Origin of the sequence: Mycoplasma leonicaptivi ATCC 49890 (genome assembly GCF_000622205.1) — a bacterium.
In the GTDB taxonomy this organism is placed as follows: Bacteria; Bacillota_I; Bacilli_A; order Mycoplasmatales; family Metamycoplasmataceae; genus Mycoplasmopsis; species Mycoplasmopsis leonicaptivi.
The window spans coordinates 1-23,773 of sequence record NZ_JHWE01000011.1; the positions used below are offsets into that span (position 1 = coordinate 1).

At 26.6% G+C, this 23,773-nt stretch carries 20 protein-coding genes, 1 tRNA gene and 1 riboswitch; of the genes, 4 read left to right on the forward strand and 17 right to left on the reverse strand.

What is annotated here, in order from left to right:
- The 8 genes from BU00_RS04400 to pyrH form a co-directional block, all read right to left on the reverse strand.
- Positions 1-193: hypothetical protein (locus tag BU00_RS04400; RefSeq protein ID WP_036458788.1), on the reverse strand; the 193-nt coding region annotated here is incomplete at its 3' end.
- Positions 194-453: 260 nt separating this feature from the next.
- Positions 454-1,239 (reverse strand): PDDEXK family nuclease, encoded by a 786-nt coding sequence (locus BU00_RS0100970; RefSeq protein ID WP_027121102.1) that lies wholly within the window; start codon positions 1,237-1,239, stop codon positions 454-456.
- Between the two features lie 57 nt (positions 1,240-1,296).
- Positions 1,297-2,010 (reverse strand): glycerol-3-phosphate 1-O-acyltransferase PlsY, encoded by a 714-nt coding sequence (gene plsY, locus BU00_RS0100975; protein ID WP_245579601.1) that lies wholly within the window; start codon positions 2,008-2,010, stop codon positions 1,297-1,299.
- Between the two features lie 96 nt (positions 2,011-2,106).
- On the reverse strand, positions 2,107-2,457 hold the full coding sequence (gene rplS, locus BU00_RS0100980) for a 50S ribosomal protein L19 (protein ID WP_027121104.1): 351 nt from the start codon (positions 2,455-2,457) through the stop codon (positions 2,107-2,109).
- Positions 2,447-3,130 (reverse strand): tRNA (guanosine(37)-N1)-methyltransferase TrmD, encoded by a 684-nt coding sequence (gene trmD / locus BU00_RS0100985; RefSeq protein ID WP_027121105.1) that lies wholly within the window; start codon positions 3,128-3,130, stop codon positions 2,447-2,449. Before trmD ends, rplS begins: the two co-directional genes overlap by 11 nt.
- Positions 3,131-3,141: 11 nt before the next feature.
- Complete coding sequence (gene rpsP, locus BU00_RS0100990; RefSeq protein ID WP_027121106.1) at positions 3,142-3,363, reverse strand: 30S ribosomal protein S16; 222 nt, start codon at positions 3,361-3,363, stop codon at positions 3,142-3,144.
- Between the two features lie 313 nt (positions 3,364-3,676).
- Complete coding sequence (frr, locus tag BU00_RS0101000; protein WP_027121108.1) at positions 3,677-4,228, reverse strand: ribosome recycling factor; 552 nt, start codon at positions 4,226-4,228, stop codon at positions 3,677-3,679.
- Complete coding sequence (pyrH, locus tag BU00_RS0101005) at positions 4,228-4,944, reverse strand: UMP kinase (RefSeq protein ID WP_027121109.1); 717 nt, start codon at positions 4,942-4,944, stop codon at positions 4,228-4,230. The genes frr and pyrH overlap by 1 nt, the downstream gene beginning before the upstream one ends.
- A gap of 101 nt (positions 4,945-5,045) precedes the next feature.
- Between pyrH and uvrB the strand changes: the two genes are divergently transcribed.
- From uvrB to BU00_RS0101020, 3 genes are read left to right on the forward strand one after another with little or no spacing between them, the layout of a single operon-like run.
- Positions 5,046-7,037, forward strand: a complete 1,992-nt coding sequence (gene uvrB, locus BU00_RS0101010; RefSeq protein ID WP_027121110.1) for an excinuclease ABC subunit UvrB — start codon at positions 5,046-5,048, stop codon at positions 7,035-7,037.
- Complete coding sequence (locus BU00_RS0101015; RefSeq protein WP_027121111.1) at positions 7,038-7,544, forward strand: hypothetical protein; 507 nt, start codon at positions 7,038-7,040, stop codon at positions 7,542-7,544.
- 50 nt (positions 7,545-7,594) lie between these two features.
- Entirely contained in the window at positions 7,595-8,104 is a 510-nt protein-coding gene (locus BU00_RS0101020; RefSeq protein WP_027121112.1) for an adenine phosphoribosyltransferase, read from the forward strand.
- A 60-nt stretch (positions 8,105-8,164) separates the two neighbouring features.
- Here the strand turns inward: BU00_RS0101020 and BU00_RS0101025 are convergent.
- The 9 genes from BU00_RS0101025 to BU00_RS0101065 form a co-directional block, all read right to left on the reverse strand.
- Positions 8,165-8,249 (reverse strand) — tRNA-Leu (locus BU00_RS0101025).
- A 19-nt stretch (positions 8,250-8,268) separates the two neighbouring features.
- Positions 8,269-8,766: a dUTP diphosphatase gene (locus tag BU00_RS0101030; protein ID WP_027121113.1), complete on the reverse strand. Its 498-nt coding sequence runs from the start codon at positions 8,764-8,766 to the stop codon at positions 8,269-8,271.
- A gap of 73 nt (positions 8,767-8,839) precedes the next feature.
- Positions 8,840-13,297, reverse strand: a complete 4,458-nt coding sequence (locus BU00_RS0101035) for a DNA-directed RNA polymerase subunit beta' (RefSeq protein WP_027121114.1) — start codon at positions 13,295-13,297, stop codon at positions 8,840-8,842.
- Positions 13,290-16,946 carry a DNA-directed RNA polymerase subunit beta gene (gene rpoB / locus BU00_RS0101040; protein WP_027121115.1) on the reverse strand — a complete coding sequence of 1,219 codons (3,657 nt, stop codon included), beginning with the start codon at positions 16,944-16,946 and terminating at the stop codon, positions 13,290-13,292. The genes BU00_RS0101035 and rpoB overlap by 8 nt, the downstream gene beginning before the upstream one ends.
- Positions 16,947-17,225: 279 nt before the next feature.
- Complete coding sequence (locus BU00_RS0101045) at positions 17,226-18,509, reverse strand: ABC transporter permease (RefSeq protein WP_156926408.1); 1,284 nt, start codon at positions 18,507-18,509, stop codon at positions 17,226-17,228.
- A gap of 343 nt (positions 18,510-18,852) precedes the next feature.
- Positions 18,853-19,575 (reverse strand): ATP-binding cassette domain-containing protein, encoded by a 723-nt coding sequence (locus BU00_RS0101050; RefSeq protein ID WP_051521833.1) that lies wholly within the window; start codon positions 19,573-19,575, stop codon positions 18,853-18,855.
- Between the two features lie 2 nt (positions 19,576-19,577).
- Complete coding sequence (cypl, locus tag BU00_RS0101055) at positions 19,578-20,729, reverse strand: ABC transporter thiamine pyrophosphate-binding lipoprotein p37/Cypl (RefSeq protein ID WP_027121118.1); 1,152 nt, start codon at positions 20,727-20,729, stop codon at positions 19,578-19,580.
- A gap of 19 nt (positions 20,730-20,748) precedes the next feature.
- Positions 20,749-20,843, reverse strand: a riboswitch (TPP riboswitch).
- Between the two features lie 166 nt (positions 20,844-21,009).
- Positions 21,010-21,687 carry a 16S rRNA (uracil(1498)-N(3))-methyltransferase gene (locus BU00_RS0101060; RefSeq protein WP_027121119.1) on the reverse strand — a complete coding sequence of 226 codons (678 nt, stop codon included), beginning with the start codon at positions 21,685-21,687 and terminating at the stop codon, positions 21,010-21,012.
- Positions 21,688-21,721: 34 nt separating this feature from the next.
- Positions 21,722-23,338, reverse strand: coding sequence for an ABC-F family ATP-binding cassette domain-containing protein (locus tag BU00_RS0101065; protein ID WP_027121120.1), 1,617 nt, complete (start codon positions 23,336-23,338; stop codon positions 21,722-21,724).
- A 246-nt stretch (positions 23,339-23,584) separates the two neighbouring features.
- Between BU00_RS0101065 and BU00_RS04405 the strand changes: the two genes are divergently transcribed.
- The coding region (locus tag BU00_RS04405; protein WP_036458793.1) for a hypothetical protein at positions 23,585-23,773 on the forward strand (189 nt) is incomplete at its 3' end.

Sequence of the window (23,773 nt, forward strand, 5' to 3'; positions counted from 1 at the left end):
TATCTAAATTCATATTTAAATTATACAAGTTAATTTTTTGTTTAAATCTATAAATTACGTGCTTAGTAAATTTAATGTTATTTTGATTACAAAAATTAGTTCAAAATAGTTGTTCACTAGCAAAATTATTATTTGCTTTGTAATACTCTTTGATTCAAAATTCTCATTGTTTGTGTGATAAATGTTTGCTCATTTTTATGGGCGAAGCCCGAGGGGTATACCCCTCCCCCTTCCTTTTGTTTTATAAAAGAAAACACAGAAATAACTGTGTCATTTCTGTGTCCCCCTTTATTTTTGCTTTTTGTTTGGTTTTTTATTATAATTAGACCAGATTTGTGTTTTGCTATCGCAATTCTCTTATTATCAAAAATAAGTTTATGAGAGTTTACACAAAATATCGTACAGTCCCAAGTTTTATGCAAAAAAATACTACTATTTTTAATTTAATAATAATTATTCTATATCTATTTTAAAGTTTTCTATATAAAAATTTAATTGTTTTTTTAAATATTCTGACATATCAGGATTTACATATATAACCCTTACTCTTTTTTTATCACCATCCAGTAATTCAAATTTTGAAACATTTTTGAAATTAAATCTTGCTTTTCCATGATTTTTCCCTGCTTTTAACGGTCTTGAACCATAATAGTCTTCAAGTTTACCATTTGGGAGACACATTATTGATATTAATTCACATTTTCTAGTAACAGAATTATTGAGTAAACAAATAAAGAAGGTTAATGTTATTTTTTTGTCGCCATTACTTTTTGAGTAAAAAGTTGGTAAATTAGGTTTATAAATCTCATAATATTGATTTGGCCTACCTTCGTTTTTTATTATTATACCTTTGTATGAATTTTGATTTTCACCGATAAATATACTTGTATTAAAATCACGCACATTATCTAAACCATCGATACCGTCGTTAGTTGTTACGCTTTTTAAATCAATATGAATAAAAGCATCTTCTACTTCAAAAAATAAGTCTGAACTTACAGGTGCGGAATTTGGTTTCCCTGCAATTTTACCATTTAACAATGCATAAACAATTCTTTCAGAACCAACATCAAAAATAGAAATACCGCCATCTTTATTTCCATATTTTCCAAATCAATCTGATTTAATATCATCCATTGATTTTATACCTGAAACAATTTCTTCTTCTACAAATTTTAAAAAATATCAATATTTCATTAAATATTTATATTCAATTTCTTCAATATCTTTTAAACTCATATTAGAGTTATCGAACGCCAAAATATACCTCCATATTTTATATAAAATAGATTTCACCTATTTTTTACTAAATAAATTTAATTTTCTTTCTGTATGATTTAATAATGATTTAATGTTTGATATATGTTTATAAACAATCAACCCTGCAACACATAAGTATATTAAACCTGTTATTCAAAAATAATTAACTGAAAGATCATTCATTCACCCAAGAGGTAAATCTGTTATTCAAGGTATAAAACAAAAAGGTATTAAAATAATAGAGGTTAGTATACTTGCTAAAGAAACATATTTTTTTCAAAATAAAATACTAAAATAAACAATTGTTGCTATTACAAAAATAATAATATTAATTGAAATAATTAATCCAATACCACAGGCCACACCTTTTCCGCCTTTTAAATTAAAGAAAACTGGTCAAGTGTGTCCGATAACTACCCCTAAACCGCTTAATAAAGGGATTAAAAATAGTTTTGATTCTAGGTTATTTACTTCTTTGAAACCTAAGGTATTATCAATATCATATTGAATTGAATTATTAACACCTTGTGCTATAAGTTTCATTAGTAAAACTGATATAACAACTTTTGCTATATCTATTAACAAAATAATAAGAGCGACTTTTTTGCCATATACACGTAGTGAATTAGTTGCACCAGCATTTTTTGAATAAAATTCTCGTAAATCTTTTTGTTTAAAAAATTTTGCATATAACAATGCAGTATTTAATGAACCCACAATGTATCCAAAACCTAAAAAGGTTAAATTCATTAATATACTTAAAAATATTTGCATATTACCTCACTTTGCAATATTATATATGAGTATAATAAAAAAGTAAAAAAATCAAATAATGAATTATTTGATTTATCTTTTGATTTCTTTAAGACGAGCGTTTTTACCTTTACGATCTCTCATGTAGTATAATCTTTTTCTACGTACTTTATTTGAACGTAAAACTTCAATATGAGCAATTAAAGGTGAATTAACTGGAAAAGTTCTTTCAACTCCGATTCCATAAGAAATTTTTCTAACTGTAAAAACTTCTCTTGTACCTGATTCTTTTTTAGAAATAACTAATCCTTCAAAAACCTGGATACGTTCTTTTTCACCTTCACGAATACGAACGTGAACTTTAACATTATCTCCTGTTGTAAATTGTGGTAAATCTGAACGAAGTTGTGGTTTTTCAACAATTTCTAAAAATTTATTTCTCATTTTTAATCCTTTCTATGATATCTGGTCTATTTTTTAATGTTTTTTCTCAACGTGATTTTTCTTTTCATTCAGCAATCAATTTATGATTTCCGCTAAAAAGAATTTCCGGAACTTTTAACCCTTTATATTCTCTTGGTCTTGTATATTGTGCATAATCCAATAATCCAACACCTTGAAATGAATCATTAATAAATGAATCTTGTTTAATAACATTAGGAACTAATCTAATTATACTATCAGCCATAACCATTGCTGGTAATTCGCCACCAGTTAAAACAAAATCACCAATAGATAATTCTTCATCAACAAGTGAAATAATTCTTTCATCAAAACCTTCATATCTTCCACAAATAAAAGTAATTTGGTCTTTTTTTGCTAATTCATTAGCTATTTTTTGATTAAACGTTTTTCCCTGAGGTGAAACTAAAATTTTATAACCACCATTATTATGAAGTGATTCAAGAGCAAGATCAATTGGTTCAATTTGCAACAATAAACCATGACCTCCACCATATATTTCATCATCTACTTTTCTGTGTTTATTTTTACTAAAATTACGAAAATCAATTGTTTGTATATCAATTATTTGTTTTTCTATAGCTTTGCTAATAATACTTTCTTCAACTAAGGGTTTAAAATAATTTGGAAAAAGTGTTAAGAAATTTATTTTCATTTTATATTAAATTATTTTTTTAATAAATTAGCAACAGTTGTTGTTGGTTTTGCACCTAATGATATTCATTTACTTGCTAATTCTTTATTTAAAACAAGTTCTTTAGAAGAAGGATTGTAATGTCCTAAAGCTTCGATAATTTTACCATCACGTGGAGCTCTTGCATCAGCAACAACAATTTTGTAAACAGGTCTGAATTTACTTCCCATTCTTTTTAATCTAATTTTTACCATATGAACCTCCTATTTGATTTATGTCAAGCACAAGTGCTTGACAGCAAATTTGTGATTAAATTATACCATTCTTTGTTAAAGTTCTAAAATTTTTTTATTTTTTAAAAAATATTGTAAAATGATTACACTATAAAATAAATTAAATATAAAGGATATTACATGCGTAAAATTGTTAGATTAAAAAATAAATTACGTGCAGAAAAAAGAGCTAAAAAATTATCTAGAGAACATGCACGTAATGTAAGAAGAGCAGAAAGAGCAGCTGCTTAATTTAGTTAAAAAAAACAGTTCAAATAAATGAACTGTTTTTTAATTAATTATTCATTAAATCATTTTCTTTTTCATCGAAAATTTTGTCAATTTTACCCATTTGTGAATCAATGTTTTTTTGAATTTTGTCTAAATACATCTTTTGTGTATCTTCCGAGATTTCTTTATTATCTTTAACGATTTTGTTTATACTTTGTCTTGCATTTCTAATCCCAATTCTTGCTTCTTCGGTAAGTTCTTTTAAAACTTTAACGTATTCTTTACGTTTTTGAGTAGTAAGAGTTGGAAATGATAAACGAACTTGATTACCTTCATCTACTGGTTGAATTCCTAAATTTGCTTTTTCAATTGCTTTATAAATTTCTTTTACTGATAATAAATCATAAGGTTTAATAAGCAACTGTTGTGGTTCAGGAACAGAAATATTTGAAATTTCTTCAAGTGGTGTTAAAGAATCGTAATAATTTACCTTGATTCCTTTAATAAGTTGTGGATTTGCTCTTCCTGTTGAAATTTTTGATATTTCAAATTTATAATGTTGAATAGCTTTTTCACATTTATCTTCAAGTTCCATTAAATATAATTCTAATTCCATTAATTTGTAACCTCCGTATGATTAATTGAACCTTGTAATGCTTTTATAATTGAATCTTCTTCTAATAAATCAAATACGATTAAATCGATATGATTATCTCTAGCCATACTTGTTGCAGTTAAATCCATAACTTGTAGTTTTCTTTCAAGCATTTCATCATATGTGATTTTATCATAACGTTTTGCATTTGGGTTTTTTCTTGGATCACTATCATAAACACCATCTGTTCCGTTTTTACCCATTAAAATAACATCTGCTCCTATTTCAGAAGCGTATAATGTTGCTGCTGTATCTGTTGTAAAGTATGGTCTACCTGTACCACCAACAAAAATAACAACCTCTCCATCTTTTAGATATTTCATTGTTTTTTCATTTACATAGTTTTCTGCAACTTTTTGATCTAAACTTAGTGAACTTTGCACTCTGGCTTTTAAACCAACAAGTTCAAAACCACTTCTTAAAGCTAAACCATTCATTACAGTTGCTAGCATACCAATATAATCTGCTCTATTTCTTGGAATACCATTTTTTTCGGCAGATGCACCTCTTCAGAAATTACCTCCACCAATAACAATAGATACTTCAACACCTTGTGAAACAACCTCTTTAAGTTGTAGAGCAATTTTTTTAACTAATTCATTATCAATTGCTAAATGCTTTTCTTTGTTTGCAAAACCTTCACCAGAAAGTTTTATTAAAATTCTTTTATACTTCATCTAATCCCCATATATTTTTGTTAAATTAATTATATATAAAAAGTTTAAAATTTATGATAATTTAATAAAAAATTAGAAATTTATTTATATATAATTGATTAATGAAAATTTTTGAACTAAATTCTCAATATAAGCCAGCAGGAGGTCAACCGGCATCAATTGAATTTCTTGTTAATGCAATAAATAATAATGTGCAAGAAGTCTTGCTTGAAGGTGTTACTGGTTCTGGTAAAACATTTGCAATTGCAAATGTTATAAAAGAACTAAATAGACCTATTTTACTTTTATCACATAACAAAACCTTAGCAAGCCAACTTTATTCTGAATTGAAAGAATTTTTTCCAAATAATGCTGTAGAATATTATATTTCATATTTTGATTATTTTCAACCAGAAGCATATATTCCTTCATCTGATACATATATTGAAAAAGATTCCAAAACAAATGAACAAATTGAAATAATGAGAATGAGTACAATTAATTCATTATTAAACAGAAGAGATGTTATTGTTGTTGCTAGTGTTAGTGCTATATATGGTGCATTAAATCCTGAAATTTATAAAGAAAGTTTTTTTAGATTTTATGTTTCGCAAAATATAGGATTTAAAAATTTTATATATAAACTTACTTTAAATAAATATGAGCGAAATGATTTTAATTTAACACCTGGAAAATTTGCTGTTAAAGGTGATGTTGTTTCAATTAGGCCTGCAGATCAAGAAAATTTAGAAATAAGAGTTAGTTTTTTTGGTGAAGAAATTGAAGAAATTGCCACATTAGATGCATTAAATAAAAATATTATTTCTAAAGAAAGTAATTACTTATTATCACCTGGTGATGCTTATGCTGTTTCAAATCAAATTTACGATAATATAATTCCTTTAATTGAAAAAGAACTAAATGACCAACTAGATTTTTTTAAAAAAGAAAATAAACTCTTAGAACACCAGCGTTTATCGCAAAGAATCTTAAATGATATACATGATTTAAAAGAGTTTAAAATGTGTAAGGGGATTGAAAATTATTCAATGTATCTTGATGGAAGAACTTTTGGTCAAAGACCTTATACATTACTTGATTATTTCCCTAATGATGCAATTTTAGTTATAGATGAATCACATAAAACAATGGGACAAATTGCTGGTATGGAGCGTGGAGACAATGCTCGTAAAACTAATTTAGTTGAATATGGTTTTAGACTGCCATCAGCCATAGAAAATAGGCCACTGAAAATTGATGAATTTGAAAAACATTTCAAATTCCAAAGAATTTATGTTTCAGCTACTCCAAATAAATATGAATTAGAAAGAGTTGGTTCAAATTTAACAAAAATGTATATTAGACCAACTGGTCTTGTTGATCCGGTTATCGAAGTAAAACCGAGCACCAATCAAATTGAGCATATTTTTGATACTTTAATCAAACAAAGAGAAAATAAAGAAAAAACTATCATTTTAACAGTTACAAAAGAATCAGCAGAAAAACTATCAGAATATTTACAAAAACGTAAAATAAAAGCTACATATATGCACTCTGATCATAAAACATTTGAACGAAATGAAATTATAAGAAAACTAAGACTTGGTATTTATGAAGTTATAATAGGTGTTGGTCTTTTAAGAGAAGGTATAGATATACCAGAAGTGTCAATTGTTATGATTGTTGATGCTGATAAGGGTGGTTTTTCAAGAGATTTTGCAAGTTTAGTTCAAATAGTAGGTCGTGCTTCAAGAAATGCAAATGGTAAAGCTATATTATATGCTGATACAATTTCACCAGCAATGGAAAAATGTATTGAAGATAACAAAATTAAACGCGAGATTCAAATCAAGTTTAATACAGATAATGGAATCATACCTCAAACAATTATTAAAAAAATAAATGAATCAATAGAAGGACATGATTTTATAAATGCCGCAAACGCAGTATTAAGAAAAAACAAGAAAAAGTTTTTACCAATTGAAGATGAAGTTTTAGATATTGAGGATAAAATTAAACAATTAGAAACACAAATGTTAAGATTTGCAAAAAATAGAGAATATGATAAGGCGCAAGAAATCAAAGAACAAATTCAAAAATTAGAAAGAGGTTAAATGGAATTTTTTACTTACCAAGAAATAAAAGATAATTTATATGGAAACAACTCATGATCATTTGATGTTGTTTCAATTTACAATGCTTTTTTAAAAATATTTAAAGTTGTTTTAGATGAAAATACAGAAAATTATCAGCAATTAACAACAAACTACTTTACACGTAATGATCGTTTTAAAGAAGTTGCAGAAAACTTTTCTTTTTATATGTTTAAATTTTTAAGCAGTAAAAAGTTTTTAGATACAGATGAAATAAAAACACATGCATTTAATAAAATTCAACAATTATTTAAACAAGATAAATCACAAGCGCAAGAAAATAAAAACTTTGCAGAAATTATTGCAAATGCTAAAACAATTTTTAGACTTACAAAACTTGATGGGAATATATTAGATATAACATATTTAATTGATTCTTTTGATTTTATATCTGAAAGCAAACTACAAAAAATCAAATTAATGTCTTTTGCTCTTGAACCTTTTAACGGTTGTGATATACCATCATAATTTGCTTATAAAATATAAAATATAAATTAAAAATAATTTATAATTTAAATATGGATATAAAAAAATTAATAAGAGACGTTCAAGATTTTCCTAAAAAAGGTGTATTATTTAAAGATATTTCCCCACTTTTAGCAAATGGCGAAGCATTAAACTACACTATTAATAAAATTGCAGAAATTGCAAAAGATACAGACATTATTGTAGGGCCTGATGCTCGTGGTTTTCTTTTTGGAACACCGGCTGCTGCGTTTTTAAAAAAACCTTTTATTATGGTCAGAAAACCTAATAAACTTCCTGGTGAAGTAATATCAATGTCTTATGATTTAGAATATGGTTCAAATCAATTAGAACTACAAAAAGGTTTTGTTAAAAAAGGTCAAAAAGCAGTTATTGTTGATGATGTTTTAGCAACTGGTGGAACATTAAACGCAATTGTTAAATTACTTCAATCACAAGGTGTTATTGTTGAAAAAATAGTTGTATTAATGGAATTATCAGAATTAAACGGAAGAAAACTCATAGATGCTTCTGTTGAAGTTATTTCATTAATTACAGTATAAAAAAATTCAGGGAATATCCTGAATTTTTTTATATTAGGAAAATTTTACAATAATTTGATATGGTGCCCCAGACAGGACTTGAACCTGCATGGATTTCTCCGGCGGATTTTGAGTCCGCAGTGTCTGCCAATTTCACCACTAGGGCATAAAAATATTATATCATTTTAATAATTTGTTGACAGTCTTTTGTAGTTTTTTTGATTTTTTTCAAAATACGCTTGAAACATTTCAGCGTATGTAAAACCTAATAAATCAAAACATCCTAATGCAATTGAAAAAGCATAATATACTGTTTGATAATTACAATTTTGCAAAATATTAGAAATAGCAATAAACAATTCTTTGAATTGCTTATTGATATCTATATCAACAATTTTTGGTTCAATGTTTGTTGGAATATTATTTTCATAACCAAGTGTGATAAAAAAATGTAACAAATCTGCAAATTCTTCTTTAATTGCTTTATGATTAATATTTTTATTTTGCTTTCAATATTTAAAACTTTGTACTTCATTAACAAATTCACTTGCTTCAACAATTAGTGCTAAAAGGCGTTGTGTTAATAAACTTTGTTTATCAATTTGTGGATTAGTAATTTGTCTTTTTTTATCAATGTGTATATCTAATTTTTTTTGCATTGTGAAAATTTCTTCTAAATTCATATTTATATTATAAACTAAAATGCAATATTGATTTGCTTTAAAGGTACAAAAAATATGCCCGTTAGGCATATTTTTAATATTCATCACCTGAATCATATTCATCATCAGAATGACTATCATTCATTTCATTTTGTGTTACGATACCAGCAAAATCTAGTATTTCACTATCTGCTGTATGTTCTTCGATTGAAAAATCAGAATCATCCGCAACAACTTGTTGTTGTAATTCTTGATTACCTCAAATTTTAGTAGGGAAATATGAAGCAAATGGACGAATATCATATTTACCTTTTAATTCGTAATTTGAGTTTGTTCCAGCTGGGATTTTTTGACCTAAAATAATATTTTCTTTAAGTCCTTCAAGTAAATCAACTCTTTTTCCAACTGATGAATTAACAAGAATTTTAGCTGTTTCTTGGAATGAAGCAGCTGATAAGAATGATGATGATAATAATGGTATTGATTTAGCACCAGAAATTTTGACCTTACCATAAGCAGGTCTTTTTCCTTCTGAAATAAGTTTTGCATTTTCTCTTTGGTATACATATGTATCAACTAATGCACTACTAAAGAAGTGTGAGTCTCCAGGGTCAGAAATAATGATTTTTGATAACATTTGTGAAATAATAATTTCAATATATTTATCAGCAATTGTAATACCTTGTAAACGGTATAGTCTTTGAATTTCTTTTAATAAGTAGTTTTGTACTGTTCTTGCATCAGTAGCGTTTAATAACTGATTTAAAACAATTGGTCCTTCAAAGATTTTTTGACCTGGTACAACAGCATCACCAATTTTAACACGAAGTTTTTGAGAAATTCTACCTGTAACAGTTTCATAAATTTCTGTTCCCATTATATCTTTTCTTGCAATTGTTACTAATGTGTGTTCTGTTTCTTTTTGTGTTTCTTTATCAATTGCTTGTTCAATGTTTGTTACAACACCGTGTCATTTTGAAATTTCAGCAGGACGACCTCATGGATTGTCAAAAGCATCGATTAGCTCAATAAGTCTACCAAATCCACCTGTAATATCTTCAACACCAGCAACCCCTCCTGTATGGAATGTACGCATAGTTAACTGAGTTCCAGGTTCACCAATAGATTGAGCAGCAACAATACCAACAGCTTCACCAATATTTACAACACGGTTTGAAGCAAGATCTTTACCATAACAAATTTTACATACACCATTCTTTGTATGACAAGAAAGCACTGAACGGATTTCAACTGTTTCAAGATTTAATTCTTTAGTAATTTTATCAGCAATCTCAGGAGTTATTAATTCACAACTTCCAACCACTAAATTACCATTATTGTCATAAATTGCTTTATTTGTATATCTTCCTTCAATTCTTTCTCATAATGATTCGATAATTGTGTCTGTTTTTGTATCCTTAATTGCTTTAACAACAAAACCAAAATCAGAACCACAATCATCTTCACGTACAACAATACTTTGAGCAACATCAACAAGTCTACGTGTTAAGTAACCTGACTTAGCAGTGTTAAGTGCAGTATCTGTAAGCCCTTTACGAGCACCATGTGTTGAAGAATAAAACTCATAAGCACTAAGTCCGCCAAGGAATGAAGATTTAACTGGAATTTCAATTGTTGAACGAACCACACGATCATTTTCGGCATCGGCTTTTAACACTTTAGTGTTGTTGCTCATCAAACCACGCATACCAGCTAACTGAGTAAAGTTAGATGAGTTACCACGAGCACCAGAAGTCATCATCATAAATAATGGATTATCTAAATCTGTCTTAGTAATCTCTTTTAATGATTTTTCAATTTGTTCTTTAACTTTTGTTCATTTCTCAATTGTTAATTTATAACGCTCATCATCTGTTAAATATCCATTTTCAAAATATTCTCATAATTGAGCAGTATATTTATCACCTTCATCAATAAAACTTTGAGTTGAATCAAGTGTCTTAACATCACTCATTGAAATAGTAGTACCAGAAATAGTTGAATATTTAAATCCTAAATCTTTAATGTTATCAAGTATTGTTGAAACATAATTAGAGTAGTTAAATCAAACTTTTTCAAGGGCTTCAATATAATCTTCTTTGTTTCAATCTTGTTGATTGCTTGTTCTTTCATTTGGTTTAAATTTAAAGTTAATTTTTTCAAACTCTTCTGTAATAAATGAATGAATTAATGAAGCATGTATTGGAGAAATTTTATTACCTTTATAATCAATTAAATTTTCACATTCATATAATTGATCTGTGTAATTAAGTTTATTAACACCATTAATAATATTTGAAATATCTTCAATTGTTACAACAGCAACGTATTCTTCATAAATTTTTCTAATAATTTTTGCTATATCTTTTTTACCTAATGCAGTATTTAAAGACATATCTTTGATAATTTCTCTAAAGTTTTCACCATAAGAGAATGTATATCTCTCTAAATCATTTGCAGATGTATGAATTACTTCACGTTCTGTAGTTTTCTTATTACCATTTGCATCAATTGAGTGTGTTGCTTCTACATATTTACCAAATACAAATTCAAAATCTTTTGGTAAAACACTATTAAAAATAAATTTACCAACAGTTGAGACTATATATGGTTTGTTAGTTTGTTTTTCAATTTTTGGTTTATTAATTGCTTTAATAGGTAAAATAACTCTTGCGTGCAATGAAACATAACCTCTTTCGTAAGCTAATTTCATTTCTTCAATTGTTGAATAATAATTTCCTTCACCTTTAATATTTGAGTTTTGTGCAGATTTTTCAATTGTTAGATAATAAATACCTAATATCATATCCTGTGAAGGGTTAATAATCGGCTCACCATCTTTTGGTCCAAGAATATTTTTAGAAGCAAGCATTAATTCTTGCACTTCACGAACTGCTTGTTCTGAAATTGGAACGTGAATAGCCATCTGGTCACCATCGAAGTCAGCGTTAAATGCAGTTGTTACTAATGGGTGTAATTTAATAGCTTTTGAACGAATTAACACAGGTTGGAAGGTTTGAATTGAAAGACGGTGTAATGTAGGAGCACGGTTTAATAATACTGGTCTATTTTGAATTGCTTTTTCAACATATGGTCAAATTCTTGGATCAAGATTTTCAATAAGTTTTTTAGCAGTTTTAATACTTGTTATATCTGATTCGTTTTGAACAAGTTCTCTAATAATTCAAGGTTCAAAAAGTTTAGCTGCAATATCACGTGGTACACCAACTTCATACATTTTAAGGGATGGACCACCAACAATAACACTACGTGCTGAATAGTCTACACGTTTACCAAGTAAGTTTTGACGAAAACGTCCTTTTTTACCTGTAAGACCGTCTGAAATAGATTTTAGTGGATGATTATCTCTTGATGAAACTGGAGCAGGTTTTTTACGACCGTTATCAATTAAAGCATCAACTGCTTCTTGAATCATACGGTATTCATTTTGTTTAATTAACATCGGTGCATCTGTTTCATCTCATTTTGCAAGACGATTATTTCTTATAATAATACGACGATAAAGTTCATTTATATCAGAAGTTGAGTGACGACCTCCATCTAATTGCACAAGAGGTCTTAAATCAGCAGGAATAACAGGTAAATCATAAATTAACATATCTGTTGGTTTTTGCTTAGATCTAATAAATGAAGAAATTATATTTAAACGTTTATATAATTTTTGTCTTGTTTGAAGTTTAGAAGTTGGTGCATCAAATGAATTTTCAATATCCATATTGATTTCATCAATTTGTCCTTGAACAAAATCTCTTTCTTTTTCAAGATCAAGATGTTCAAGTAAGTATTCAATAGCTTTTGAACCAGTACCAATTACAGCATCAGAATATTCAGAAATAATATCATTATATTGATAAAAATCAATCCCGAAGTCTTTTCCATCTTGTGATTGTGCATAATCCACAAGTTCTTCAAGCGCTTCTTGAATATCTTCAACTGCATCTTCATCATCGCTATTTAACTCTAATAATTCCTTAAGAGCACGTTCATAAATAATAGCTGCTTCATTTATATCGATAATTGTATTTTTCTTTAATGATTTAAGTTGTCCGCTTTCTAAAACAATATGTGATTTATAATAAATTAATTTTTCTAAGTCAGATTTTGTGATACTTTGTTTATTTGAAGATTCATCAACTCTTAATCCTAATAAGTTAGAAATAACTGAATGATCAATTTTAAAGAATCAGAAGTGTACAACAGGATTGTGTAATTTAATGTGCCCCATTCTACTTCTTCTTGAAATTTTAGGAAGGATTTCAGGTTGGTACTTTTTACATTGTTGAGTTTTAGTACATCTTGTGTTTGCATCGCTTTTTTTGTATTTTGTTGAACACACAGGACATTTATAATCAACAACTGGACCAAAAATAAGTTCATCAAATAAACCATCTTTTTCTGGTTTATAAGTTTTATAGTTAATTGTTTCTGGTTTTGTAACTTCACCAGAAGATCAACTTCTAACATCTTCTCTTGTAGCAAGTGAAAGAATTATTTTTTTAATATTTTGTTTTCCCTTAATTTTATTATTCACTATCACCTCCTATATTGTTTTCGAATTGATATAACTCTTCTGATGAAAGATCTCTATATGTTTCATTTAAATCATTTTCATAAACAGGTTCAAGTTTCATCGCAAGACCTCTTACTTCATGACTTAAAACATTAAACGATTCTGGAACACTTGGAACTGGAATTTCCTTACCATTAGCAAGAGCATTATAAAGTTCATTACGACCTTTAATATCATCTGATTTATAAGTTAAAATTTCTTGTAAAACGTTAGTTGCGCCATATGATTCAAGTGCTCAAGTTTCCATCTCTCCAAATCTTTGACCACCATTTTGAGATTTACCCCCTAATGGTTGTTGTGTAATTAATGAATATGGACCAACTGAACGAGCATGCATTTTATCATCAACCATGTGATTAAGTTTTAACATATACATAACACCAACTGATATAGGTTTATCAAATTTATTACCTGTAATAGGATCAATTAAAATTTGTTTTCCTGTTTTATCTAAGCCAGCTTCTTCTAAGGCTGCTTCAATATCAGGTTTTTTAACACCATCAAATGAAGGAGCAACAAATTTTACACCAAGTTTTTTAGCAGCCATTCCTAAGTGTAATTCAAGAATTTGCCCAATATTCATACGTGAAGGAACCCCTTGAGGATTTAGCATAATATCCAATGGTGTTCCATCTTCTAAGTGTGGCATATCTTCTTCTGGTAAAACAATAGAGATAACACCTTTATTTCCATGACGACCAGCCATTTTATCGCCAACCTTGATTTTACGCTTTTGAGCAATTGACACTTTAATAATTTTATCAATTCCTTCTTCCATAACATCGCCTTTTTCTCTTGAAAGAATTTCAACGTGTGTTATTGTACCACCATGACCGTTTTTAACTTTTAATGATGTGTCTTTGTTTGTTGAAGAACGAGTACCTAAAATTGAATAAAGCATTTTTTCTTCTTGAGAAGGATTTTCTTCACCTTTTGGAGAAGTACGACCAACTAAAACATCACCAGGTAAAACTTCTGAACCTACTTTAACAATTCCGTTTTCATCAAGATGACGTAAAGAATATTTAGAAGCATTTGGTATTTCAGCAGTTAATTCATCATTTCCTGCTCTAGAAGTTCTAAATTGAATAATTTGTTCTTCGATATGAATAGAAGTAAAAACATCTCCTTTAACAAGTTTTTCATTGATGATAACAGCATCCTCAAAGTTATAACCGTTTCATGTTGTAAATCCAACTAAAACGTTTTTTCCGAGTGCTAATTCACCATTACTAAATGATGAACCATCTGTTAATAAATCACCAGCTTCAACAACATCTCCAACTCTTACAAGTGGTTTTTGTTGAATGATTGTTCCTTGGTTACTTCTTTCAAAGTTTCTTAAAGTATATTTATCAGTTACACCACTTTCATGTCTTACAACATGAATTTTTGAACCTTCCACATGAGAAACAACACCTGCGTTTTTTGCGACTAAGTTATATGAAGAATATTTTGCAATTTCTGTTTCAATACCAGTTGCAATAAAAGGTGCTTCTGTTTGTAAAAGTGGAACAGCTTGACGTTGCATATTTGCACCCATAAGTGCACGGTTGGCATCATCGTTTTCTAAGAATGGAATACCAGCAGCAGCAACAGAAACTATTTGTTTTGAAGCAACCTCTATAAAGTCAACTTCACTAGAAGTACCAGTTACATATGTATAATCACGTTTGATTGTTAAGACTTCATCAGTTATTTTATTATTATCATCTAAATGTACAGAAGATTGAGCAATAGAATATCCTAGTTCTTCTGAGGCTGTTAAGTATCTTACATCATTGTAATCTACAACACCATTATTTACTTTAAAGTATGGAGTTTTTAAAAACCCACGTTCATCCACTTGAGCATATGTGGCAAAGTTTAAAATCAAACCAATGTTAAGACCTTCTGGTGTTTCAATTGGACAAATTCTTCCGTAGTGAGTTGAGTGAACATCCCGAACTTCAAATTGGGCAGTATCACGACTAAGACCACCAGGTCCTAAAGATGTAACACGACGTTTATTTGAAACTTCAGATAATGGATTAATTTGATCCATAAATTGTGAAAGTTTTGAAGTATTAAAGAAAGATTTGAATTGTGTTGTTATTAATTTATTGTTTGTAACATTTTTCGCTGTTACTTTATTAATATCCTTTGAACCAATTCTTTCTTTTGTTGCTTTTTCTAATTTTGTTAAAGACATTACAAGTTGTGCTTCCATTAATTCACCAACAGAAACAATACGTTTATTTGTTAATGAGTCCGGATCATCGTCTTGTCCGACACCTTCAACTAAGTTAAAGTAGTAACTTATTGCTGCAATTATGTCAGAAATTAATAAATGATGTTCAACTGATTTTGGATCATTACCTAAAACAATAACTGGTTCACCAGGTTTTGTATCCATTCATTTTTTAGAAGGATAAACTTTTACCTTAACAACTCTATTTCTTCTTCTTAATTCTACATTTCCAGTATTACTGTGTGGATTTGAATTATCATATTTGTAAAGTTTATAGTAAATGTGTTCTGGATTTAGTTCCTCAATTTTTTCTGTTGCACATACACCTTCATCAAATAATGCTTGTATTTTTTTAGCTAAATCAAAAGTTATAAACATACCTTTTTCATAAATAACTTCATTTGTTTTTGATTTAATATCTTGTGCTAAATATGTGTTTGTTATACGATCAACAAGTGATAATTTTTTGTTTAGCATATAACGACCGGTTTCAGATAAGTTGTATCTTCTTCTATCAAAAAGCATATTTGATATTAATGATTTTTTAGCATCAACTGTATCTCTATCACCTTTTCTTATAGTTCTAAAGATTTCCTCTTGACAGATATTTATCAAATCATTATAATCAACTTCCTCTGCAATATTTGAAAGAATTTTATCTTTTTTAAGTGTTTCTTCAAGTAATTCTGAGTTACCAAAAAGTTTTTTAATAGCTTTGGTTGTTAAACCAAAAGATGATAAAAATGTACCAAGTTGAATAGTTTTGTTTTTATCAATTTTAACTTTTACAGCATCAAGGTTTGTTGATGTAACTTTATGTGAAACTTCTAATCATGTACCAACTCTTGGTAAGATTTCAAGTTTATTGAAAAGATCATCAGATTGTTTGTTACGCACTCCAAGACCAAAGTAAGCACCTGGTGAACGAATTAACTGACTAACAATAACCTTTTCACTTCCATTTATAATAAAACTTCCACCAGAAGTCATATATGGTATTTCACCAAGAAGAACCTTATCGTTTTTAAGTTCTCCTGTTTGCATATTTTCTATTTGTAAATCTATATAAATTTTAGAACTAAAATTAATCCCTTTAGCCTTACATTTGTTAATTTCTTCACTTTCGCTTGTAATTTTTTTGAATGGATATTCAATTGTTAATGAACCCTTTACATAATCAAGTTTTACATTACCAGTTGTGATTGGATACACCTCTTGTAAAACTTCATGAATTCTTTTTTTCATAAAGTGTTCAAAACTATCTTTACTTGTCTGGAGTAAATCAGTTAATGGTAGTGTATATTTTGTAACTGAATAATCTCTTCTTTCTGTTTTAGGACCGAATTTACGGATTTTATATTTTCCTTTGTTTTGCTCCATATAATCCTTTCTGAAGTGTTAAAAAAATAAAAAACTTTTATAAAAAATTTTACTAAAAAGATTTTCTATAAAATTTAGAAAAGTAAAACCTTATAAAAGTATTTAAATTATAGCAAAAAAATTTTGTTTTTTTTATTTTTATGGTAATAATTTATATAGAGCTGTATTTGTATTCTACACAGATAAATCTAAAATAAAAAACTTTATTTTATTGACAATTTATTTTATAAATTTTAACTAATATCCAATTAAATTAAACAATAAAAAAAATACAAAAATTTATATTTTTTGTATTTTTTTAAATCAAATTTTAAAATAATTATTTTTATAAATTCAAAAAAATGTCTCTAATAAGATAAAAAATATCATTGCAGGTAATATTAATGGGATAATTTTAGTGTATTCTGTTCTTTCTTGAAATAGGTTTAAATGATTTGGTATTGAAATTACAGAAGTGAATAAACCATATGTTATTACATTTCTAAATGTCGATTCAAACTCAAATGAAATTATTCCTTTAATATCATTTTGTAATTGTGGAAAAATATATATTTTATATATTTTTCATTTAGACCAACCTAAATTTGATAATATATCACAGTTTTTATTTGTTTTAGAATTAATTTTTTCAGATATTTGTTTAACAAATGATCGATATGCTACAATACTTAAACCTAAAACAAGTGCTGTGTTTTGATTAAAAATTGAAATAAAAAATGAAAAATAAACCAAAATTGGTATAGATTTTATTATAACCAGAATAAATTTAGAAAATACACTTGTTTTTCAGAAAAAGAATTTTTCAGCAATGATAAAAGAAGTAAAATAACAAAAAATAAAAGAAATTATTATTGATGTATATGTAAAAATAAAAATATCTAAATAATCTTGATAATAAAATCAAATATTATTTTTTAAATAACTAAAATCTGGTCTAAATATATTTTTAAAATAATTACCTATTACATAAAAATTTATTTTTTGTGTAAAAAGATCTCTTAAACTAATAATTGTAATAACTAAAATAAAAGCATATAAAATAAAAAGAATTGCTTTTTTATATCAATATTTAAAATTTCTATTATAGTTAATATTTTGTGTCATTACGGATTTATTTTTAGATAAATATTTATTGTAAAAAACAATAAATATTTCAAGTAAGAAAACAATTAAAACAATATAAAACAAACTAATTCCGAGGTATTCAAATTTATTTTTATATAAATCAAAAAGAATACCTATTCCATAAATTCCAATAGTTCCTAAAACAGTACTTCACCTTAAATTCGACTCAAAAGCCAAAATAGAATTCATTATAAATCTGTTTTTATTATTTATAACTATATTTTTGTAAAAACTTTTAAATCTTTTTGTTCCTAAATTAACATCAATTCAAAATTGCTTAACGTCAGAATTTTCTATTATTTCACTAAAATAACGGTGCATTCATAATCATGTGCCTCAGAAGAAAATTGCAAATGCGGCAAGATAAGTTTCAAATGAACTTTTAAAAAGTAAAATAAAAATAACAGTTGGAAAACTTCTTAAAAATAATAAAAGCATTTTAATAATTAATGGTACTAATTTATGCTTATATAAATTAGTAGAATTTCAATAAGCAGTAAAAAAAGCTATAAACAAACCTAAAAAAGTGCCTGAAACTACATATTTAATGGATATTCAAGCGAGTTTTAAATTTAAAACTCATAAATTTTCTATATTATTTTTTGTATCATTACTATTAAATGAAAAAAGTTTTTTTATATTTCTTATAAAAACAAAAAATGAGTTAGGATAAAATTTAAATAAAGATAAATATATTAAACAAAAGATAAAAAAACTTAATAATATAAATATAAGTGAGTATTTAAGAGTTTTTTGTTTTTTTATTGTTGAATTAAAATGTTTATAAGTCAAAATATTCTAATAGTTCCTTTTTGTTTTTTGGTTTAGTTTCATATACTTTTTCAATATTACCGTTTTTAATTGCTATTAATACATCACAATATTTTATAGCTGCACTTAAATCATGAATTGCAATAATTGTAACTCTATCATGTTTTTCTTTAATAATTTCTTGATAAACTAAATTAGTGTTTATTTCATCTAAATTACTTGTAGGTTCATCACACAATAAAATATTAGGTTTTTGCATATTATTTAAAACAAAAAGCATTCTTTGTTTTTGCCCTGAAGATAATTCTCCAATATTTTTGAAAATAAACTCGTGCATATTAACTAACTGCAGATTTTTAAACAATTCTTTTTTTTGATTTTTGGTTAAAATTTTAAAAAATTTGTACAAAAAGTTTTTGTAGTGTTTGAAAACCAAAAGAAAATTATCATAAAATGATATTTCATCAATTAAATTACTTTGTGCTTGTATATAAGATATTTGATTTTTTATTTTTTTCTTATTTTTAATCAATTTAATATTATTTGAATCTAAATATAAATTACCTTCTTTTATTAAATTTCAATTAAAAATAGAGTTTAATAATGTTGTTTTTCCACAACCGGATTTACCAATTAAACCATAGATTTTTCCTTTTTCAAAAGTTAAATCTATATTTTTTAAAACTGTGATTTTTTTATCATAGTTTAGAGATGTGTTTTCAAATTTAATCATAATTATTTATTTAGTGTTTCATTTATTGTTTTTCAAAAATCTTTTGGATTTTTTGAAATATTAGAATATCCAGCAAAACCATTTGATATACCTATTGAGTCTTGCTTACTTTGTGATAATTCTATTAAAATGGATGTAATAATATCAATTTGTTCTTGTGATACAGATTTGTTAAATAAACCTACATTATATGGTAAAACATCAGTTGTTGTTAAAAAATATATTTTTACATCACTATTTTTAGGAGTTAAACTATCAGGATTTTTAACTTTTGTTCAGGTATAAATTCCTTCATTATCAAAATATATTTTAATTTTATCATTACCTTGATCATTAATGTTTTTTAATGATGCTACTTTAATATTTTTTGATTTTTGTGGATCAGTTTGAAGTGCAGCAAACGATTTAAACTGAGAACCAAAATGTTTTTTAAAAAGTGCTTCTGGTAAAATGTATTTACTTCCAGAAGATGGTTTTCCAATTCCAATACCAAAACTTAAAAATTTATTAAAATCTTTATTAAATCAAGCTTGTTCAATTTTTTGTTTATCTTCTTGATTTGCGACTATGTAAATCATTCCTCTTTGATATGGTGTGCTTTTGTTATTTTCATAAAATTCTTCAAAAATACTACCATTTCATTTATTTGGATTATTTTTAGAACTTCATTCAGATCTTTCATATTTTTTAAATAAAACTTCCTGGTTTTTTGCCATTTTAACTAATGGATCAGAATTAGAACCATCAGAATATTTTTCATTATTTTCATTTAAAGAACCTTTAAATAAACGAGCATGTGTTTGGATTCCTAATTTAAGACCTAATTCTTTGATTTCATCTTCTTTATCTAAAATTGCACCAGATGAAACAAATGCAAAATCTATTTCATTATTACTTATTGCATTAACATTAGATAGGTAATCATCACTTGTTGAAAAATCAAAATTAATTTTGAAATTATTTTCTTTTTCTTTTAATTTTTCATTAAAAGATTTTTTAAATTCTTCTTTTTGTGTTTCATTAGAATATGGTGCATATATCCTAAGTTTAATTTCACTCTTTTCTTGTTCTTGTGAGCAAGAACTTGCTACTAAACTCGAACCAAAAAAAGTGATTGGTGTTGTGGTAGCAAAAATATATTTTATTTTTTTCATATTCCTTTCTTTTCGGACAGAAAAGAAAAAAATGACTCGCTACGCTGGTATTATCCAGATCAGCTAATAAGAGTATTTCTCAACCTATAAAAATAAGTACCTCTGTCCTTGTATTTAATTATATAACAGTTATATAATAAAACTAAAATTTCTATTAAATAACCTCAATTTTGTCACACCTCCATTCATCTTAATTTTGTCATTTTGCAATAAATATTTACTTTGCAAAATAAACAAGAAAAGTCGTACTAAATTAAAATTTATTACGACTTTTTAATTTTTATAATTTTATTTTTGACAATAAATATAAACTTGCTGTTTCTGCTCTTAAAATCCTTTTACCAAGTGAAACTAATTCAACATTATTTTGTATTGCTAGATTAACTTCTTTGTCTGAAAAACCACCTTCAGGCCCAACTAAAAAAAGTACATTTTCATTAATATCATCTGAGATGCTTTTTGAAAAATTTATTTTTTCATGAGCTAAGATTTTTTTGTGACTATATTTTTCAAAAATATCTGTGAAAATTATTGGTTTTTCAAGAATTGGGATTATATTTCTAAAAGACTGTTCTGCAGCATTTTGTAAAATACTTAAAAATCTTTCGTATTTCTTTTCAAATTTATGATACTTATATAATTCACCATTAGTAAAATCTGTAATAATTGGTTGTATTTTACTAACACCTAGTTCAACAGCTTTTTGTAATAATCATTCAAATCTTTCATATTTTATTAAAGCAGGAGCAAGAACTACTTCAAATGCAAATTCATGATTTTCTTGTAATTTTTTAATAATTTTTGCTTTTTGATTATCAAGTTTACAAATGTAAAATTCACTATTAAATACACAAATAAAAGGTTCTTCTTCAATTCTTAACACTTTTAAATGTTTTAATATATCCTTATTTAAAATAAAGTGATCTTCTTCTTTTTCAAAAACAAAAAATCTATTCATTTTATTTAATCCTTAATACATTTACCTAAAAATATTATTCTGACATAATTTCTTCGTATTCTTCAAGAGAACCTCTGAATATAAAACTTTTTGTAGGAGATTGTAATTCTAAAATAACATCAGCACATTGATTTACAAATGCCCTATTATATGTTGTAAAAATTGCACCACCTTTATATGAAGTTAAACCTTCAATAACTGAGTCAATGCTTTCTGTGTCTAAGTGGTCTAATGGTTGATCTAAAACTAAAAAGTTAGATTCTAAAAGCATCATTCTAGAAAACATTAAACGTGCTTTTTCACCCCCACTTGTTACATTAACTTTTTTAAAAACAGTATCTGCACTAAAAAGCATTCTACCTAAAAAACCACGCATTCTAGCATCATCATTTTCACGATTTTCTTTTTCTTTATTTTCTAATGGTCATTTTGAAATCCATTCTAATATTGTTTCATTTGTATTAAAATATGAAGCGTTATCATTTGGGAAATAACTTGGTGTAATTGTTTGTCCTCATTCGATGGTACCTGAAAAAGGTTTTTTTATACCCATTAAACATTCTAATAACCTTGTTTTGGCAATATCATCATCTCCAACAATAACCATTTTTTCACCTGGTCTTAATGAAAAAGAAATGTTTTCGAATAAAATTTCACCTGATTCATTTTTGTATGTTAAACCTTCAACATTTAAAATTTGTTTTCCGTGATCTCTATTCATTTCTCATCTGACAAATGGATATTTTCTATTTGAAGGTTTAATTTCATCTAATGTAATTTTTTCTAGTGCTTTTTTTCTGGAAGTTGCTTGTTTAGATTTTGAGGCATTAGCACTAAATCTTGCAATAAACTCTTTAAGTTTATCCATTTGTGCTTCTTTTTTAAGATTGCTTTGTTTCATCATTTCACGCGCTAATTCTGATGATTGTTTTCAAAATGAATAGTTTCCAGTATAAATTTTTGCTTCATTATAATCAATATCAATAATATGAGTACAAATAGCATCTAAAAAGTCACTATCATGGCTAACTACAATAACTACATTTTCATAGTCAATTAAAAAGTTTTCTAATCATCTTATTGAACGTAAATCAAGGTGGTTAGTTGGCTCATCCATAATTAAAATATCAGGATTTCCAAAAAGCGCTTTCGCTAAAAGAACTTTAATTTTTTGATTAGCAGTTAATTCACTCATTTTGACATTTCATTTATCTTTTGGTATTGATAAATTGCTTAGTAATTCTTGTGCATCATTTTCTGCTGTTCAACCCCCAAGTTCACCAAATTTTTCTTCTAACTCACCTGCACGTGTATAATCATCCATAGTAGCTTCCGGATTAGCATATATAGCATCTTTTTCTTGTTTAACCGCGAAAAGATCTGTGTTTCCCATTATAACAACTTCTGTTACATCATAATCATCATAAGCATTATGATCTTGTGATAAAACAGAAATACGTTTATTTTTTTCTCTTATAATTTGACCTGATGTAGGTTCAATTTGACCTGAAATAATTTTTAAAAATGTTGATTTGCCAGCACCATTTGCACCTATGATACCATATGTATTTCCTTCTGTAAACTTTAAATTAACACCTTCAAAAAGTTTTTTATCACTAAAAATTTTACTTAAATTTTGTATTTCTAACATTTTTCTCCTAAATAATATAATTAAATAAAGTATATATCGATTATTTATTATTTAAATTATAAATTAAATTTAAAAATAAATAAAAAACAATATTAAAATTTAAACTTTCAGTAATTTATTATACTAACGCACTTTTACTTTTTAAAAGTGCGTTTTTTACCAAAAATTTATAAAAAAAATATTTTTTTATTTTGTTTTTTAAAATAATTTAGTATAATACTTATACTAATAAAAAAAGGACATTTTATGATAGAAAAATTTAAAAAAGTTTTAATACCAACTGGCGCAAAAATAAGTAAAAGAAAAAACGCTTGATATGTTCAAGTTGTCACAAAAAGAGAGTACATAAAAGAAAAAAAGTATTATAAAGAAACAAAAGTTGCAGTAGGAAGAGTTCTAAAAACTAGCGATGATGAAAAATATATGTATCCAAAT